Below are 15432 nucleotides of genomic sequence, written 5' to 3'. Positions count from 1 at the left end.
GCTATCGCCCACTGCGTGACAAAGCCCCATGTTCCTCTCCGCCTCACCGTCGATCTCCCTGCCATTCAGGCCAATTGGCGCTGGCTCGACAGGATGAGCGGCGGCGCCGCGTGCGGGGCGGCGGTCAAGGCGAATGCTTATGGTTTGGGCGCTGAGAAGGTGGTCAAGGCCCTCCTCGATGCGGGGTGCCGGGATTTCTTCGTGACGACCTGGTCCGAGGCCCAACCCATCCTGCACCTTCTCGAAAATGCATCTCTCTCCTTGCTTCACGGTGTTTCGAGAGAGGATGTGGCCGATGTCGCTGCGGCGCCGTCCGGCGTCCGCCCGATCCTCAATAGCCTGCAGCAAATCGCGCGATGGAAAGAGGCCGCTCCCGGCCGCCCTTGTGACGTCATGATCGATACGGGCATGAACCGCCTCGGCCTGTCCCCGGAAGAGGCGCTGAGCGGCGCGCTCAGCGGGCTCGATGTCGACATTCTGCTCAGCCATCTTGCTTCCGCTGATGAGGATGTTCCGCAAAATGAGAGGCAGCTTCGAACATTTGAAACGGTCGCCTCACAAGTCGCGGTGAAGCGCCGCAGCTTGTCAAACAGCGCCGGCATTCTTCTGGGTTCAGATTATCATTTCGACCTGACACGCCCCGGCCTGGCGCTTTATGGCGGCATACCGCGGAAGGAGGGGCAGGGGCACATTCGCCCCGCCTTCAAAGTGGAAGCACAAGTGGTGCAACGCCGCACCGTGCGCGCCGGTGATACGATCGGCTATAACGCGACGTTTACGGCGCCGCGCGACATGGAAATCGCAATCGTGAACGTCGGCTATGCCGACGGCTATCTCCGCTGCTTCTCCAACATCGGCGAAGCGCGAGTGGCAGGAGAGACGGTTCCCGTGCTCGGCCGCGTTTCTATGGACCTTACGGCGGTGCAAGTGCCAGTCGCCTCAAGTTTGGACGAGGGCGATTGGGTCGAAATCCAACTCGATTTGCCAAAGGCGTCGGCTCAATCCGGCTTGTCGCAGTATGAAGTTCTGACGTTATTAGGATCGCGCTATTCGCGGGGCACCCTAGTGGGTTGAGACGCCAAACCATTCTTCATTTAAACCGTTGATCCTGGGGCGGGGATTGTGTCGGCGATCAAAGGACGGGCCCTAGCTGGCTCGGCAAATTACCTTAGCTCAGGTGATCGCATCGAAATCAATGTGACTGGCGACAAAAGGGGCCTCAGTTTCCTGAGGCCCCTTCCTAAAGTTAAGTCTGATCGAAATCAGAACTTGAAGGCAGTGTTCACAAAGAAGCTGCGACCGATATAGTCGTAGCCTGAGTAGAGCGGCGCATTGCCGATCGTGTTGACGGCTGCCGAGATGCGCGGCGGCTGCTTGTCAAACAGGTTCCGGACACCGGCCGTAAGTTCGAAGTCTTCGGCAACGTTGAACTGCACCGACGCGGAGTGCAGGAAATAGTCCGGCACTTCGAGGATGTAGCTGTCACGATAGGCCTGAGCGAGGTCTTCGTCCACTTGGCCCGTCTGTTCGTCATAGGCGAAGTAGTCGTAGGTTCCGCTGCTGCTGTCGATCCAATCCAGACCATAACGGAAGGTCACTTTGCCTGTCCGGAACGTGGCGTCGAACGAGCCGACCCAATCTGGAGTTACATAAGTGCCGTTGGCGTCGGTCAGATACTCTTCAGGGAAGAGGCGGCTCGACTGTTCCGTATACTTGGTGACATTGGCATTGAGCGTGAAGCGGCCATCGAAAACATCCACAGCGTAACGTGCGTTGAATTCGAAGCCCTTAACAATGTCGGTCGACAGGTTCACATAGTCGCTGTTGACTTCCAGTTCGTTGTTCGCATCGCGTACCACGAAGCGACAGAAGCCTGCATCCGGATCGAACGCCGTGTCGCCATAGCAGCGGTTGAGGATCGTTCCTGCGCCGAGGCTGGACACGCCGTTTTCGACTTTGATGTCGAAATAATCGAGCGCAAGGCTGAGTGAACCGGCCGAGCCCAGCGTCGGACGCGCAACGGCGCCGACAGACCAGTTGGTCGACGTTTCAGCTTCAAGTCCGAATTCCGCACCGCCACGAGTGAATGTCTTGATGCTGTTGTTCTGGACAAAGGTCGTGACATCAAGGCCGACTGCCGCGCAATTTTGTGCGACCAATTGATCGTTGGCCGAATAATCGGACGGATCGCTGGGGAAGTTGTCCGAATCGCAGGGATCAGTGCCTGCGCCAAGGAAGCCGCTGGTCGCGCCCAGGAACTGTTCTGCCAGTGCCGGTGCACGATAGGACGTGCCGTAGCTTGCACGTAGCCCAAAACCGCGGACAACCTCCCATTCACCAGCAATCTTGTAGGTCACATCGCTGCCGTATGATTCATAATCCGTGTAGCGTGCGGATGCGTTCAGATTGAGGTTTTCGAAGAACGGACGGTTCGAGAGGATCGGCAGGAAAACTTCACCGAAGACTTCGCGAACGGAGTCGGTGCCGCGCGTCGGCAAAGACGAGGTCAGGCCGAGCAGGTTGCCGTTGATCGCATTCTCGTCGGGCGTGTCGTCGATCCGTTGCTGGCGGTATTCGGCCCCGATTGCCAGCTGCGCATCGCCACCGGGGAGTGCGAAGATCGGACCGTCGATACCAACCGCAAACGTCGTTTCACGGAATTTGTTCGTGCCGACCGTGTTCGCGAGGATGTAATCGCGATAGGCTTGCGGCAAACGGCCGCCGATCGTGTCGGCATTAAGCTCCGGAGCCGCGACGCAATTGGCGAAGGTCGCCGCGTTGGTGCAGCTGAACGTGCCGTCCGTATTCTGGGTAACGAGAAGCGAATTCGCGATCCTGTCGATCAGGAACGATTCGACCTCATACGTCGCGTCCGTCCAAGATTTGCCGATATAGGCATCGTAACGCCAGCCTGGCAGGGCGAAGTCGCCGCGAATACCGCCGCCAGCTCGGACATAATCGACATTCTGACGCGAGTCCGTCAGCCCGAAGCCAATGAAGGCGCGCGCTGCTACGATCTGCCCGCTCGACGTTTCGTTCGGCGCCAGAAACGCGCCATTACGGAACTCGGTCGGAAGAAGTGGGCTTCCCCGAAGATAATCGAGGGACAGCTGGCGGTAGAGGTATGCAGAAGACTTACGGCGGGTTGCCAAGACTTCGCCGTAAAGCTCGGCGTTACCGAGGGCGTCGAGATCGTACGTGCCCGAGAAGAAGCCCGTATAGATTTCTGTCGGCGTTACGACATATTCTTCGCCCATGGCCGGGTCGTAGCTGTCACGATCATAGAGACCAACGCCAGCATATCCGGGCGTCGGGCCCGTGGTGACGCTCGCGTCCGGGACGAGACGATTGAACCGTCCAACCACACCGCTGGTGCGGCCGATCGCATCGCGAGTTGGGACGCCGAGGGTGTTGATGGTCGCGCCACCATTGTCGATCGTGAAGCAATTACGGGGATCACCGATCGGATACGGGTCGGCAGAGCCGAATTCCGAACCCTCACCGTCGAGGTAGCCTGGGATCGGGCAGCCGGTGAAGCTGGCATCGTTGATCGAAAAGCCGTCGCGCTTACGGTATTCGAGCGATCCGATGATGTTGAGACGAGTGGTGCCGAAGCCGAAAGTAGCAGCCACGCGGCGATCCACGCCGGCGCCCACTTCCGGCACGTTGACCTGAGCTTCAATTGAAAGGCCGCGGACCTTCTGGTCGGTGATGATGTTCACCACGCCGGCGACGGCATCCGAACCGTAAACCGACGACGCGCCCGCCTTCAGGACTTCGATGCGTTCGACGATGGCGGTCGGCAACACGTTAAGGTCGGCTGCGAGAACCGATCCGCGCGTACCGGCTGGCGAGAGGCGGCGGCCATTCAGCAGAATGAGCGTGCGAGCGGGGCCGAGGTTGCGCAGGCCCAGCGTGTTCGCGCCAGTGCCGCCATCGGTGACGAAGCCGCCATAATAATTGTTGATCTGACCCGATCCGGCGGTGACCGCATTGCTTTGCAGTGCGTCCGTGGCGCTGTTGAAGCCTGCCTGGGTGATTTCTTCGGCGGTTACGACCGTGATCGGCTCAATCGTGGAATATTCGTCCCTGCGGATACGCGATCCGGTCACGACGATCTCACCCTCGCCCTGCTCGGCGGTTTCAACAACTTCGACTTCGTCGGTCGTCGTATCCTGTGCAACAGCCGGAGCAGCGACGACAAGCGCCAAGCCAAAAACAGCGGACGAGCGCAATGCGCTCGTGCCGAGCAATCCTAATCTATTCATTTTTCACCCCAAATTATTGGCTGACGGTGGGTCAGTCCGGTGAAAGGCTGCGGCAAGGAGTTTTATTGTGCAACCAGGGTCGTGCGGATTTTCCGTTTAAATTCAATACTGTCGCCAAATTGCAACAATGTGGGTCATTGACAAGCCTGTCCGGAGGCGCCCGAGTTGCAGGTTGCGGCATGCCATTGTAGCCTATCGGAAATAAGGAGCGCTGGATGGCCACTTCCCCCGACGGCACTGTCATCATCAAGAAATATGCCAATCGGCGCCTCTACGACACGGGATCGTCGTCCTACATCACGCTCGATCATCTCGCCGCGATGGTGCGCGAGAAGAAGGAGTTCAAGGTGATCGACGCGAAATCGGGAGAGGATATCACCCGGGGCGTGTTGACGCAGATTATCATGGAAGAAGAATCGCGTGGCGAGACGATGTTGCCGGTGAATTTCCTGCGGCAGCTCATCACCATGTACGGCGATTCCATGCAGAATATGGTGCCGCAATATCTGGAGGCCTCGCTGGAGGCGTTTCAGCGCAACCAGAGCCAGTTTCAGGATGCAATGACCGGCGCATTTGCCGGGAGCCCGTTCGCGGAGATGGCCCGGCGGAACATGGAAATGTTCCACGCGGCGACGCGTGGCATTCAGCCCCAGCCGAAATCTGAGGAAGGGACGAAGGCCGAGCTTGCCGAGCTCAAGGCACAGCTCGCCTCGCTTCAGGACAAGCTCGACAAGATGAGCTGAGACGAGGCGGCTCCGCGAACGAAGCCGCCCGCTCGAACTTACGGCTTCACAAACTTAAGCGTCATGCGGTCGCTCTCACCGATCGCGGTATATTTCTCACGATCCGCGTCGCCACCCCGAAAAGTCGGGGGCAGGGACCAAACCCCATTCGGATGGTTCGCCGTGTCCTTTGCATTGGCATTCACTTCGGACGCGCCCACGAACTTGAAACCGGCTTCTTCGGCGAGCCGACGGACGGTGGAAACCTTCGTATAGCCACTGCTCTTTTCGAGCGCATCGTCGGCGCTTTCCGGCAAGCGATGTTCGACGATGCCGAGCGTGCCGCCTGATTTCAGCATGGCGAACATTTGCTTAAAGGCTTCGGGAGCGAACGGGCTGTTTCCCATCTGCCAATTGTGAACGTTGCGGAAGGTGAGGACGGCGTCCGCCGTACCGTCGGGAACGCGGGAAGCTTCAGCGCCCATGGCCGGGAAATCCGCGGTCTTGATCGCGCCATAAACGGCGGGATTGGCTTCCTTTAGCCGGTTGACGCCGCCAAGACCCCGGCCGGACGCGACCGTATAAAGCGTGCCGCCGCCCGACGCGACGTAGGGCGCGAGGATTTCGGTGTACCAGCCGTCGCCCGGCCAGATTTCCACGACTGTGTTAGAAGGCTTCACGCCAAAGAAGGCGAGCGTTTCGGCCGGGTGGCGATACTGATCGCGGGCAAGATTGGCAGGCGTACGGCTTGGCGCAGCGATCGCCTTGGCAAGGCCATCGCTTGCATGGGCGCCGTGCTCTTCATGCTGAACGATGGCGGCGCCTGCGGTGCCGGCAGCGAGAAATGAAAGGAGCGCGAGGCTCCGGACAATGGATTGGCGCATCGGTAAACCCTCCCTAAATGATGTTGAAAGCTTGATGCGGGAAGGACGATGACGGCGCAACATTTGTTATGGACGGTTTCGGGAAGCGCCTTCGCGGTCGCTGCGACCGCCGGTCTTGCCGAGCATCGGCGCCAGCGCCGCCGCAACCTCGATAGCGTCGGCTGGATGCCCTGGAACCTTATTCAGGTGATGGGGGGGCTCGTTGCGGTGCTTGCCTTCGCTTATTCGCTGCGTCTTTAGCGCGCCCCGCTAATCCAATTCCAGCTAGGGCTGAGCCTGTCGAAGCCCGGAACAAGCTGGAACCGTCCTTCGACAAGCTCAGGACTAGCGGATCGAGAAATATTTGCCTCTTTCTCTTACAGGCACGCCTCGAGGAAGGGCTGGTCGAAGCCGAACTGCTTGGCCTTTTCGAGCGTGTAGGGGCGCAGGCCCATGGCCCGATATTCGCCGATGATCTTACCGTCCGGCGTTTCATCGAGATATTCGAACTTGAAGAGTTCTTGGGTGACGATCACGTCGCCTTCCATGCCGATCACTTCGGTGATGTTGGTGGTGCGGCGGGTACCGTCGCGCAGACGCTTCACCTGAACGATGAGGTCGACAGAATCCGCGATCTGACGCGAGATCGCTTCCTTCGGCACCTTGATGTCGGACATCATCACCATGTTCTCCATACGCGCCAGCGCCTCGCGCGGACTGTTCGAGTGGAGCGTACACATGGATCCATCGTGGCCGGTATTCATGGCCGCGAGCATGTCGAAACATTCCGATCCGCGAATTTCGCCCAGGATGATGCGGTCCGGACGCATACGCAGCGCGTTGACGACGAGGTCGCGGATGGTGATCGCGCCCTGGCCCTCCAGATTTGGCGGGCGGGTTTCGAGCGGCAGCCAGTGCGGCTGCTGCAGGCGAAGTTCGGCGGCGTCTTCGATGGTAATCACTCGCTCGCCCGGGTCGATCATCTTCGACAAAGCGTTGAGCATCGTCGTCTTGCCCGAACCCGTACCGCCGGAAATGACGATGTTGAAGCGGCTCGCGCCCGCGACCTTCAGGGCCGTCGCCATCTTGTCCGACATCGAGCCGAAGCCCTTCATCATGTCGAGCGTGATCGGCTTTTCGGAGAATTTACGAATAGAAATCGCGGTGCCGCGCAAAGAGAGCGGCGGCACAATCACGTTGACGCGGCTGCCGTCGGGGAGGCGCGCGTCGGCGAGGGGCGTGGTCTGGTCGACACGGCGGCCGACCTTGTTCACGATGCGCTGGGCGATCTGAAACAGATGCTCCTCGTCGCGGAACTGGATCTGCGCGATCTGCAGCTTGCCCTTCTTTTCGACGAAGGTCTGGGCGGGGCCATTGACCATGATGTCGGAGATTTCAGGGTCGTTCAGCAATTCTTCCAACGGCCCGAGGCCGAGCAGTTCGTCGACCAGTACCTTTTCCAGCGCGAATTGCTCGCGGCGATTGAGGTTGATCTTGAGCTCGGCCAGCACCTCGCCGATGATCGGGCGGAATTCCTCGGCCAGCTCGTCCTTTGTCAGCATCGAAGCCGCTTCGGGGTCGACGCGTTCGAGGAGGCGGGGAAGAACCTGTTCCTTGATACGGTGGACGGAGGCTTCGAAGCCCTCGACCTTCGACGAGCCCTGTTCGGCCGACCCTGTAACCCGATCCTGAAGACGCGTCATCGCGTCGGCCTTCGCGGGCGGCGTGTCGCTATCGGTGGGCAGGGGCGCGGTTTCGACTGGCGGAAACTGCTCCGAGGCAGCTTCGGCGGCACGGACCGGGGTGCCGCCCTTCATCGGGCTTGCATTGCCGAAGGCGGGCCGCTGACCGCCTGCATTCATTCCACCACGCCGTCCAAAAGCATTCATCGCGAGCGCACTCTTCCTACCGAATTGGCGCGTTTATGGACGAAATTGGTAAACAGGGCGTGAAGGAGCGAGGAGCTTAGCCTTCGACGCTGGCCTTTTCGGCGAGGACGGTGAGGCCCTTGTCGTTCACTTCGGCAAAGCCGCCTTCGATGGCGATGCGCTCAGCCGGGCCGCCAGCGGTGCGGTGGATGAGGAGGTCGCCGTTGCGGATCGTCGACATAAAGGGCGCGTGACCGGCAAGCACGCCGAAATCGCCATCGGTGCCCGGCACCACGACCATGTGCACATCGTCCGAACGGACGAGCTTTTCCGGAGTGACGAGTTCGAAGTGAAGGTCAGTCATTGCCTTGATCCCTGGTGCCGTCGATCGCCTGATCGAAGGCCTTGGTCGCTGCCTCGAACTTGTCGCGGCAGCCGGTGTTGCAAAATCCGACGACCGCGCCTCGATAGAGCGTCAGTGAATCTGCCGAGACCGGTTTCCCGGACCAAGGACAGAGTTCGTTAACGGCGTCTTCGAGGCGTGGCGTCAGTGTCACTTACGCTTCGGCGGCCAGCTTCTTGGCCTTTTCGACGGCTTCGTCGATGCCGCCGACCATGTAGAAGGCCTGTTCCGGCAGGTGGTCGTACTCGCCGTCCACGACCGCCTTGAAGCTACGGATCGTGTCTTCCAATGCCACGAACTTGCCCGGAATGCCGGTGAAGACTTCGGCGACGTGGAAGGGCTGCGACAGGAAGCGCTGGATCTTGCGGGCGCGGCTGACGGTGAGCTTATCTTCCTCGGAAAGCTCGTCCATGCCGAGGATCGCGATGATGTCCTGAAGTGCCTTATACTTCTGCAGGATCGCCTGGACGCCGCGGGCCGTTTCATAATGCTCTTGGCCGACAACGCGCGGGTCGAGAACGCGGCTGTTGGAGTCGAGCGGATCGACGGCCGGGAAGATGGCGAGCTCGGCGATCGCGCGGTTAAGCACTGTCGTCGCGTCCAAGTGGGCGAAGGAGGTCGCCGGGGCCGGATCGGTCAAATCGTCGGCCGGAACGTAAACGGCCTGCACCGAGGTGATCGAACCCTTGTTGGTCGAGGTAATGCGCTCCTGAAGCTGGCCCATGTCCGTCGACAGGGTCGGCTGGTAGCCCACGGCCGACGGAATACGGCCCAGTAGCGCCGACACTTCCGCGCCCGCCTGGGTGAAGCGGAAGATGTTGTCGACGAAGAAGAGCACGTCCTGGCCTTCCTGGTCGCGGAAATATTCCGCGATGGTGAGGCCGGAGAGGGCGACACGCGCACGGGCGCCCGGCGGCTCGTTCATCTGGCCATAAACCAGGGCGACCTTGGAACCTTCGGAGGTCGCGTTGCCGTCCGCATCCTTGGCGATGACGCCCGCGTCGAGGAATTCGTGATAAAGGTCGTTGCCTTCGCGGGTGCGCTCACCGACGCCCGCGAACACGGAGGTGCCGCCATGGCCCTTCGCGATGTTGTTGATCAGTTCCTGAATGAGCACCGTCTTGCCGACGCCCGCACCGCCGAACAGGCCGATCTTGCCGCCCTTTGCGTAGGGGGCGAGAAGGTCGATGACCTTGATGCCGGTGACGAGGATGCTCGTTTCGGTCGACTGATCGATGAAGAGCGGGGCTTCGGCGTGGATCGGGGCGGTAAGCTCCGAACCGATCGGGCCGCGCTCGTCGATCGGCTCACCGACCACGTTCATGATGCGGCCGAGCGTCTTCGGGCCAACCGGAACGCGGATCTGCGAGCCGGTCGCAGTCACGGTTTGGCCACGCGTCAGGCCGTCGGTCGAGTCCATCGCGATGGTGCGGACGGTGTTTTCACCGAGGTGCTGCGCGACTTCGAGGACGAGGCGGTTGCCGTCGACCGTGGTCTCGAGCGCCGACAGGATGGCGGGGAGGCCGGTGTCGAAGGTCACGTCGACGACGGCGCCGATGACCTGGCTGATGCGGCCGACATTGTTGGTGGTCTGCTTCGCGGCGGTTGCCATGATTTGCTTCCTTGCCTTCTTGAATTCTTAAAGCGCTTCGGCGCCGGAGATGATTTCGACGAGTTCGGTCGTGATCGCGGCCTGGCGGGTGCGGTTATACTGGATCGACAGGCGGTTGATCATGTCGCCCGCATTGCGCGTCGCATTGTCCATCGCGGTCATGCGGCTGCCCTGTTCGGACGCGGCATTTTCGAGCATCGCGCGGAAGATCTGCACGGCAATGTTGCGGGGGAGGAGATCGGTGAGGATTTCCTCTTCGCCCGGTTCGTATTCGACGACCGCATCGGCGCCGGAAGTTGGCGAAGATGATGCGGAGGGCGACATTTGGACCGGGATGATCTGCTGCTCGGTCGGTTCCTGAACCAAAGCCGATTGGAAGCGGGCGTAGAAGAGGTGGGCGACGTCGAAGCCGCCGCTATTGTAGCGCTCGATCACTTCCTCCGCGATCGCCTGGGCGTCGCCGAAGTTGACATATTTGATCGCAGACGTGTCATATTGATGCACGATCTGCTTCGGGAAGAGGCGGGCGATTACCGCGCGGCCCTTGCGGCCCACGAGGTAGAAGTAGACCGTCTTGCCCTGAGCCTGAAGTGCGTCCGCCTTCTTGCGGGCGGCGCGGACGATGTTCGAGTTGAACGCGCCAGCGAGGCCGCGATCCGACGTGCAGACGATCAGCAGGTGGGTGTCGTCCTTGCCAGTGCCGGTCAGGAGCTTCGGACCTTCCGGACCGACGCTGACCTTGGAGGCGAGGCTCGCCATCACCGCTTGCAGGCGTTCCGCATAGGGACGGCCAGCCTCGGCAGAGGCCTGCGCGCGGCGCAGCTTCGCCGCGGCGACCATCTTCATCGCCTTGGTGATCTTCTGGGTCGATTTGACCGAGTTGATCCGCCCTTTGAGTGCCTTGAGAGAGGCCATGATTTCCTACTCTTCTTCCCTAATCGTCATGCTGAACTTGTTTCAGCATCCAACTGCGAGCATCCAAAACTTCATCCGCATGGACCCTGAAACAAGTTCAGGGTGACGGATCAGGCAAACGTCTTCACGAAATCGGCGAGGATCGACTTGAGCTTCGCCGTCGTGTCGTCGTCCAGCGCCTTGCTGTCGCGGATCGCGGCCAGAACATCGGCATGATCCGAACGCATGTGGCTGATGAAGGCGCTTTCGAAGCGGGTGACGGCGGCAACCGGCACGGTGTCGAGATAGCCGTTCACGCCGGCGAAGATCGAGACGACCTGTTCTTCCATCGGCATCGGGTTGAACTGCGGCTGCTTCAGGAGTTCCGTCAGGCGCGCACCGCGGTTGAGGAGCTTCTGGGTCGACGCGTCGAGGTCCGAACCGAACTGGGCGAAGGCGGCCATTTCGCGATACTGGGCGAGTTCGAGTTTGATCGAACCCGCGACCTTCTTCATCGCCTTGGTCTGCGCGGCCGAACCGACGCGGCTCACCGAAAGGCCGACGTTAATCGCGGGGCGGACGCCCTGATAGAAGAGGTCGGTTTCGAGGAAGATCTGGCCGTCGGTGATCGAGATCACGTTGGTCGGAATATAGGCCGACACGTCGCCGGCCTGCGTTTCGATAATCGGCAGCGCGGTCAGCGAGCCGTTGCCGTTCGCGTCGTTCATTTTCGCGGCGCGCTCGAGAAGGCGGCTGTGGAGATAGAAAACGTCGCCCGGATAGGCTTCGCGGCCCGGCGGACGGCGCAGCAGCAGCGACATCTGACGGTAAGCGACGGCCTGCTTGGAAAGATCGTCATAAACGATCACGGCGTGCATGCCGTTGTCGCGGAAAAATTCGCCCATCGTGCAGCCGGTGTAGGGCGCGAGGAACTGGAGCGGAGCCGGTTCCGAAGCGGTGGCGGCAACGACGATCGAATATTCCATCGCGCCATTTTCTTCGAGCGCGCGGACGATCTGCGCGACGGTCGAGCGCTTCTGGCCGACAGCGACATAGATGCAATAAAGCTTCTGGCCTTCGTCGCTGCCCTGATGGGCGGCCTTCTGGTTGATGAAGGTGTCGAGAGCGACGGCGGTCTTGCCGGTCTGGCGGTCACCGATGATCAGCTCGCGCTGGCCACGGCCGACGGGGACGAGAGCGTCCAATGCCTTGAGGCCGGTCTGCATCGGTTCGTGCACCGACTTGCGCGGGATGATGCCCGGCGCCTTCACTTCGACGCGGCGGCGCTCGACATTTGCAAGCGGACCCTTGCCGTCGATCGGATTGCCGAGGCCGTCCACGACGCGGCCGAGCAGGCCACGGCCGACCGGAACGTCGACGATGGTGCCGGTGCGCTTCACGGTATCGCCTTCGCCGATTTCGGCGTCGGAACCGAAGATCACGGCGCCGACATTATCGGCTTCGAGGTTGAGGGCCATGCCCTTGGTGCCGTTGGCGAATTCGATCATCTCGCCGGCCTGGACATTGTCGAGGCCGTGGATGCGGGCGACGCCGTCGCCGACCGACAACACGGTTCCGACTTCGGAAACCTGCGCTTCGGTGCCGAAGCTGGCGATCTGGTCCTTGATGACCTTGGAGATTTCTGCGGCGCGGATATCCATTTTCAGCCTTTCATCGCATGTGCGAGAGTGTTGAGCTTCGTCTTGATCGAACCGTCGATCATCTGGCTGCCGATCTTGACCACGAGGCCGCCGAGGATCGACGGATCGACGTTCAGGTCGACGGCAATGTCACGGCCCATGCGGGCACGGAGATTCTTCTTGAGCTCTGCGACCTGATCGTCGTCGAGCGGGTGGGCGGAGGTGACTTCCGCCGTGGTTTCGCCGCGATGGGCGGCGGCAAGCTGGTTGAACGCGCGAATGACAGGCCCAAGCTGGCCAAGGCGGCGGTTCTGGGCGAGGACGCCGAGCAGGTTGCCGGTCAGCGGGTCGAGCTTCATCGACTGCGCCACGGCGGCGACGGCCTTCACGGCGGCATCGCGGCCAATGAGCGGGCTGACCGTCAGCTCCTTGAACTCGGCCGATTCGGCGAGCGCGGCCTTGAGGGCCGACAGGCTGGCCTGAACCGCCTCGATCTTCTTTTCATCGCGGGCAAGATCGAACAGCGCGGTCGCGTAGCGCCCTGCGAGACTTGCCTGAATGCCGCCGGAATTCTCCACGCGCCCTGTCACTCCCGTAAAGGATTTTCCATGCGAAAGAGAGGTTATGGGGCGGGGTCCGTGGAGCATTGCCACACGGGTCTCGACACACACCTCTCATCGGGTTGCGCGGCCCCTAGCAGGCGGGTGCGGGGGATGCAACTGGGGTGTTGGCTTTCGGCAAGCGCAGGGTTCTCAGACCACAAAGGCCGTTCGCCCTGAGTAGCCTTTGAGCTTGCCGAAACGGCGTATCGAAGGGCTCCATGGGACGATGCTTCGATACGGGTCTTCGACTTCGCTCAGCCCCTACTCAGCACGAACGGTTTTTCTGCGATTCATTCATTTAGCCGCAAGCTTGGAGTGCGGATCCCTCCCGTCCTGTCTTTCGTCACCCCGGCGGAAGCCGGGGTCTCTTGGCAAGAGAGGCGCGTTCTCGTCATGAGATTCCGGCTTTCGCCGGAATGACGCTAATTAGAATGTTTGATCGCAAGCTTTGGAGTGCGGCTCGCATCGCCAGCGCCTAAATAGCCCTTATGTCTATCCAGCCCATCACCGACGACGAAGCCTGGAGCGCTGTCTTGGCGCGCGATCGCCGCATGGATGGGCGGTTCGTGACGGGTGTGCTGACCACAGGCATCTATTGCCGCCCGTCCTGCGCGGCACGGCATCCCAAGCGGGAGAATGTGCGCTTTTTCGCCACCGGGTCGGATGCGGCTGCGACGGGCCTTCGCGCCTGTTTGCGCTGCAAGCCGGATGAGGTGAGCCGCGACGAGGGAGCTCTGGCGCAGTGTTTCGAGCTGATGGCGAATGCGGAGGAGGCCCCCTCGCTCGAAGATCTGGCTGCCGCCACCGGCTATTCGCCCTTTCACCTTCACCGCATCTTCAAGCGCGCGACGGGCATCACGCCCGCCGCTTATTCGCGGGCCCTGCGCGCCGGGCGGCTGAAGGAGGCGCTGGGCGATAGCGCAAGCGTTACCGAGGCGATTTATGCGGCGGGCTATTCCGGATCGTCGCGTTTCTATGCGGATGCGAAGGGGAGGCTGGGCATGAACCCCAAATCATGGCGGGACGGCGGGCGTGGCGAGACGATCCGCTGGACGACGGCGGAGACGGCGCTTGGCACCATGTTCCTTGCCGCGACGGATAAGGGCATCTGCCGCCTGTCGTTCGACGAGGATGAGGCGATGTTGCGGGCGCGCTTTCCACATGCGGTGATTGAGGAGGGCGGCGCGGACCTCGCCAATCTCGTCCAGCGCGCTGTGGCTGCGGTGAACGCGCCGGAAAAGCCGCACGATCTGCCGCTCGACGTGCGCGGCACGGCCTTTCAGGAAGCGGTGTGGCGCGAGCTTTCCCGCATTCCACCGGGCGAGACGCTGAGTTATGCGGCGCTCGCGGCCCAGGCGGGCAATGCAAAGGCCGTCCGCGCGGCGGGTACGGCATGCGGCGCCAATCAGATCGCTATCCTCATTCCTTGCCACCGCGCCAAACGCGGCGACGGGACGCTCGGCGGCTACGCTTATGGGCTGGAGCGGAAGGTGAAATTGCTTGAGCGGGAGAAAGACGTATGACGGGTTATCGTATCAGCGGCTTACCGCTTGCGGACTTCCAGCCGCTATTCGGCCTTAGCGATGAAGCGCTGAAGGCGCGTGGCGTCCTTCGCATGGTTGCGGACAGCAAGCCGGGCTTTCCATGTCGTATCACGTTGGAGGATGCAGAGCCGGGCGAGACGTTGCTTCTCCTCAATCACGAACATCAGGGCGCCGACACGCCCTACCGGTCGCGTCACGCCATTTTCGTTCGTGAAAATGCGCGTGAACCCGCCCTGTTCGAAAATGAGGTGCCGGCCGTCCTTGGCATAAGATTATTGTCCATCCGCGCTTTCGACGCGATGCACATGATGGTGGATGCGGAATGTGTGGAGGGCGCGGAACTCGAGCCGTTGATCGAACGCATGTTCGGCAATCCACACGTCAGCTATCTCCACATTCACAATGCCCGGCGTGGCTGCTTCGCCGCCCGCGCCGATCGGATCTGATCCGGAACCAGAAAGGCCGCTTCCGCATTGCCGTTTCTGAAAAAGGAGGCTGCGATGAATGGGATTCGCATTGGCCAGCAGGTGCTTGGCTCCGACGGCGGAATGATCGGTGTCGTTGATCGGGATGATCGCGAGCGCATTCGCATCCACTCGACCGTGCATCCGCAGGGCCATTATTTCATCCGGTCGGAATGGGTCGCGCGAGTGGACGATCATGTTCACCTCTCTTTGCCCGCCGCCACCGCGCGCGACCGGTGGGTGGGCGATACTGAAACGGTATCCGCATCGGCCTGGGCTTCGGGCGACGTGACGGGGGAGGTCGATCGGAAGGAGGCCAAACGCAACCTTCCGATGATCATTATTGGTATCATCTTTCTGCTCGCCATTCTGGTCTTCGCGGTGCGGAGTTGCGGTTATGCCGTGGATGAAAGCACCAATACCGAGCAGGCGCTGCCATCCGCCGACAGTGACGCGACGGGTACGGGGGCAGCGAACGGGCAGTAGGCAGCATCATTGTGCTCCTGCGAAAGCAGGAGTCCAGCTCTTCCGGTGGCGCGACGGGGCTCCTGC

15 protein-coding genes are annotated in these 15432 nt (G+C 61.3%); 6 read left to right on the top strand and 9 right to left on the bottom strand.

The window, feature by feature from the left end; all coding sequences use genetic code 11:
- The first annotated feature begins 15 nt into the window (after positions 1-15).
- Complete coding sequence (gene alr, locus C7I56_RS06185) at positions 16-1074, top strand: alanine racemase (protein ID WP_106639717.1); 1059 nt, start codon at positions 16-18, stop codon at positions 1072-1074.
- 188 nt (positions 1075-1262) lie between these two features.
- Here the strand turns inward: alr and C7I56_RS06180 are convergent, their stop codons facing one another.
- Positions 1263-4268 (bottom strand): TonB-dependent receptor plug domain-containing protein, encoded by a 3006-nt coding sequence (locus C7I56_RS06180; RefSeq protein WP_106639716.1) that lies wholly within the window; start codon positions 4266-4268, stop codon positions 1263-1265.
- 215 nt (positions 4269-4483) lie between these two features.
- Between C7I56_RS06180 and phaR the strand changes: the two genes are divergently transcribed.
- Positions 4484-5011, top strand: coding sequence for a polyhydroxyalkanoate synthesis repressor PhaR (gene phaR, locus C7I56_RS06175; protein WP_106639715.1), 528 nt, complete (start codon positions 4484-4486; stop codon positions 5009-5011).
- A gap of 38 nt (positions 5012-5049) precedes the next feature.
- Here phaR and C7I56_RS06170 read toward each other — a convergent pair whose 3' ends face one another.
- Positions 5050-5874 carry a class I SAM-dependent methyltransferase gene (locus tag C7I56_RS06170; RefSeq protein ID WP_106639714.1) on the bottom strand — a complete coding sequence of 275 codons (825 nt, stop codon included), beginning with the start codon at positions 5872-5874 and terminating at the stop codon, positions 5050-5052.
- A 48-nt stretch (positions 5875-5922) separates the two neighbouring features.
- Between C7I56_RS06170 and C7I56_RS06165 the strand changes: the two genes are divergently transcribed.
- Positions 5923-6114, top strand: a complete 192-nt coding sequence (locus tag C7I56_RS06165; protein WP_106639713.1) for a hypothetical protein — start codon at positions 5923-5925, stop codon at positions 6112-6114.
- Positions 6115-6230: 116 nt separating this feature from the next.
- Here the strand turns inward: C7I56_RS06165 and C7I56_RS06160 are convergent, their stop codons facing one another.
- From C7I56_RS06160 to C7I56_RS06130, 7 genes are all read right to left on the bottom strand, one after another.
- Positions 6231-7715: a TadA family conjugal transfer-associated ATPase gene (locus tag C7I56_RS06160; protein ID WP_106639712.1), complete on the bottom strand. Its 1485-nt coding sequence runs from the start codon at positions 7713-7715 to the stop codon at positions 6231-6233.
- Between the two features lie 103 nt (positions 7716-7818).
- On the bottom strand, positions 7819-8085 hold the full coding sequence (locus C7I56_RS06155) for an ATP synthase F1 subunit epsilon (protein WP_106639711.1): 267 nt from the start codon (positions 8083-8085) through the stop codon (positions 7819-7821).
- Positions 8078-8278, bottom strand: a complete 201-nt coding sequence (locus C7I56_RS06150; RefSeq protein WP_106639710.1) for an eL24 family ribosomal protein — start codon at positions 8276-8278, stop codon at positions 8078-8080. Before C7I56_RS06150 ends, C7I56_RS06155 begins: the two co-directional genes overlap by 8 nt.
- Entirely contained in the window at positions 8279-9736 is a 1458-nt protein-coding gene (gene atpD / locus C7I56_RS06145) for a F0F1 ATP synthase subunit beta (protein WP_106639709.1), read from the bottom strand. It abuts the gene before it with no gap.
- A gap of 27 nt (positions 9737-9763) precedes the next feature.
- Complete coding sequence (locus tag C7I56_RS06140; protein ID WP_106639708.1) at positions 9764-10651, bottom strand: F0F1 ATP synthase subunit gamma; 888 nt, start codon at positions 10649-10651, stop codon at positions 9764-9766.
- 110 nt (positions 10652-10761) lie between these two features.
- Positions 10762-12291, bottom strand: a complete 1530-nt coding sequence (gene atpA / locus C7I56_RS06135; protein ID WP_106639707.1) for a F0F1 ATP synthase subunit alpha — start codon at positions 12289-12291, stop codon at positions 10762-10764.
- A gap of 2 nt (positions 12292-12293) precedes the next feature.
- On the bottom strand, positions 12294-12848 hold the full coding sequence (locus C7I56_RS06130) for a F0F1 ATP synthase subunit delta (RefSeq protein ID WP_106639706.1): 555 nt from the start codon (positions 12846-12848) through the stop codon (positions 12294-12296).
- Positions 12849-13360: 512 nt separating this feature from the next.
- On the opposite strand from C7I56_RS06130, the gene ada reads away from it, so the two are divergent.
- From ada to C7I56_RS06115, 3 genes are read left to right on the top strand one after another with little or no spacing between them, the layout of a single operon-like run.
- Entirely contained in the window at positions 13361-14395 is a 1035-nt protein-coding gene (gene ada / locus C7I56_RS06125) for a bifunctional DNA-binding transcriptional regulator/O6-methylguanine-DNA methyltransferase Ada (RefSeq protein ID WP_106639705.1), read from the top strand.
- On the top strand, positions 14392-14862 hold the full coding sequence (locus C7I56_RS06120) for a DUF1203 domain-containing protein (protein WP_106639704.1): 471 nt from the start codon (positions 14392-14394) through the stop codon (positions 14860-14862). The genes ada and C7I56_RS06120 overlap by 4 nt, the downstream gene beginning before the upstream one ends.
- A gap of 54 nt (positions 14863-14916) precedes the next feature.
- Complete coding sequence (locus C7I56_RS06115) at positions 14917-15366, top strand: DUF2171 domain-containing protein (RefSeq protein WP_106639703.1); 450 nt, start codon at positions 14917-14919, stop codon at positions 15364-15366.
- Positions 15367-15432: the final 66 nt, after the last annotated feature.

This window comes from Allosphingosinicella vermicomposti (assembly GCF_003012815.1).
Taxonomy (GTDB): Bacteria; Pseudomonadota; Alphaproteobacteria; order Sphingomonadales; family Sphingomonadaceae; genus Allosphingosinicella; species Allosphingosinicella vermicomposti.
Note: the sequence above shows the minus strand (reverse complement) of the source record. Positions and strands in the feature narration are given on the sequence as shown.

Excerpts from the sequence above, each read along its gene's own strand:
- C7I56_RS06165 (WP_106639713.1), top strand. The coding sequence starts at position 5,923 with ATGACGGCGCAACATTTGTTATGGACGGTTTCGGGAAGCGCCTTCGCG.
- C7I56_RS06170 (WP_106639714.1), bottom strand. The coding sequence starts at position 5,874 with ATGCGCCAATCCATTGTCCGGAGCCTCGCGCTCCTTTCATTTCTCGCT.
- C7I56_RS06140 (WP_106639708.1), bottom strand. The coding sequence starts at position 10,651 with ATGGCCTCTCTCAAGGCACTCAAAGGGCGGATCAACTCGGTCAAATCG.
- C7I56_RS06115 (WP_106639703.1), top strand. The coding sequence starts at position 14,917 with ATGAATGGGATTCGCATTGGCCAGCAGGTGCTTGGCTCCGACGGCGGA.
- atpD (WP_106639709.1), bottom strand. The coding sequence starts at position 9,736 with ATGGCAACCGCCGCGAAGCAGACCACCAACAATGTCGGCCGCATCAGC.
- C7I56_RS06120 (WP_106639704.1), top strand. The coding sequence starts at position 14,392 with ATGACGGGTTATCGTATCAGCGGCTTACCGCTTGCGGACTTCCAGCCG.
- C7I56_RS06180 (WP_106639716.1), bottom strand. The coding sequence starts at position 4,268 with ATGAATAGATTAGGATTGCTCGGCACGAGCGCATTGCGCTCGTCCGCT.
- C7I56_RS06160 (WP_106639712.1), bottom strand. The coding sequence starts at position 7,715 with ATGAATGCAGGCGGTCAGCGGCCCGCCTTCGGCAATGCAAGCCCGATG.
- C7I56_RS06155 (WP_106639711.1), bottom strand. The coding sequence starts at position 8,085 with ATGACTGACCTTCACTTCGAACTCGTCACTCCGGAAAAGCTCGTCCGT.
- phaR (WP_106639715.1), top strand. The coding sequence starts at position 4,484 with ATGGCCACTTCCCCCGACGGCACTGTCATCATCAAGAAATATGCCAAT.
- atpA (WP_106639707.1), bottom strand. The coding sequence starts at position 12,291 with ATGGATATCCGCGCCGCAGAAATCTCCAAGGTCATCAAGGACCAGATC.
- ada (WP_106639705.1), top strand. The coding sequence starts at position 13,361 with ATGTCTATCCAGCCCATCACCGACGACGAAGCCTGGAGCGCTGTCTTG.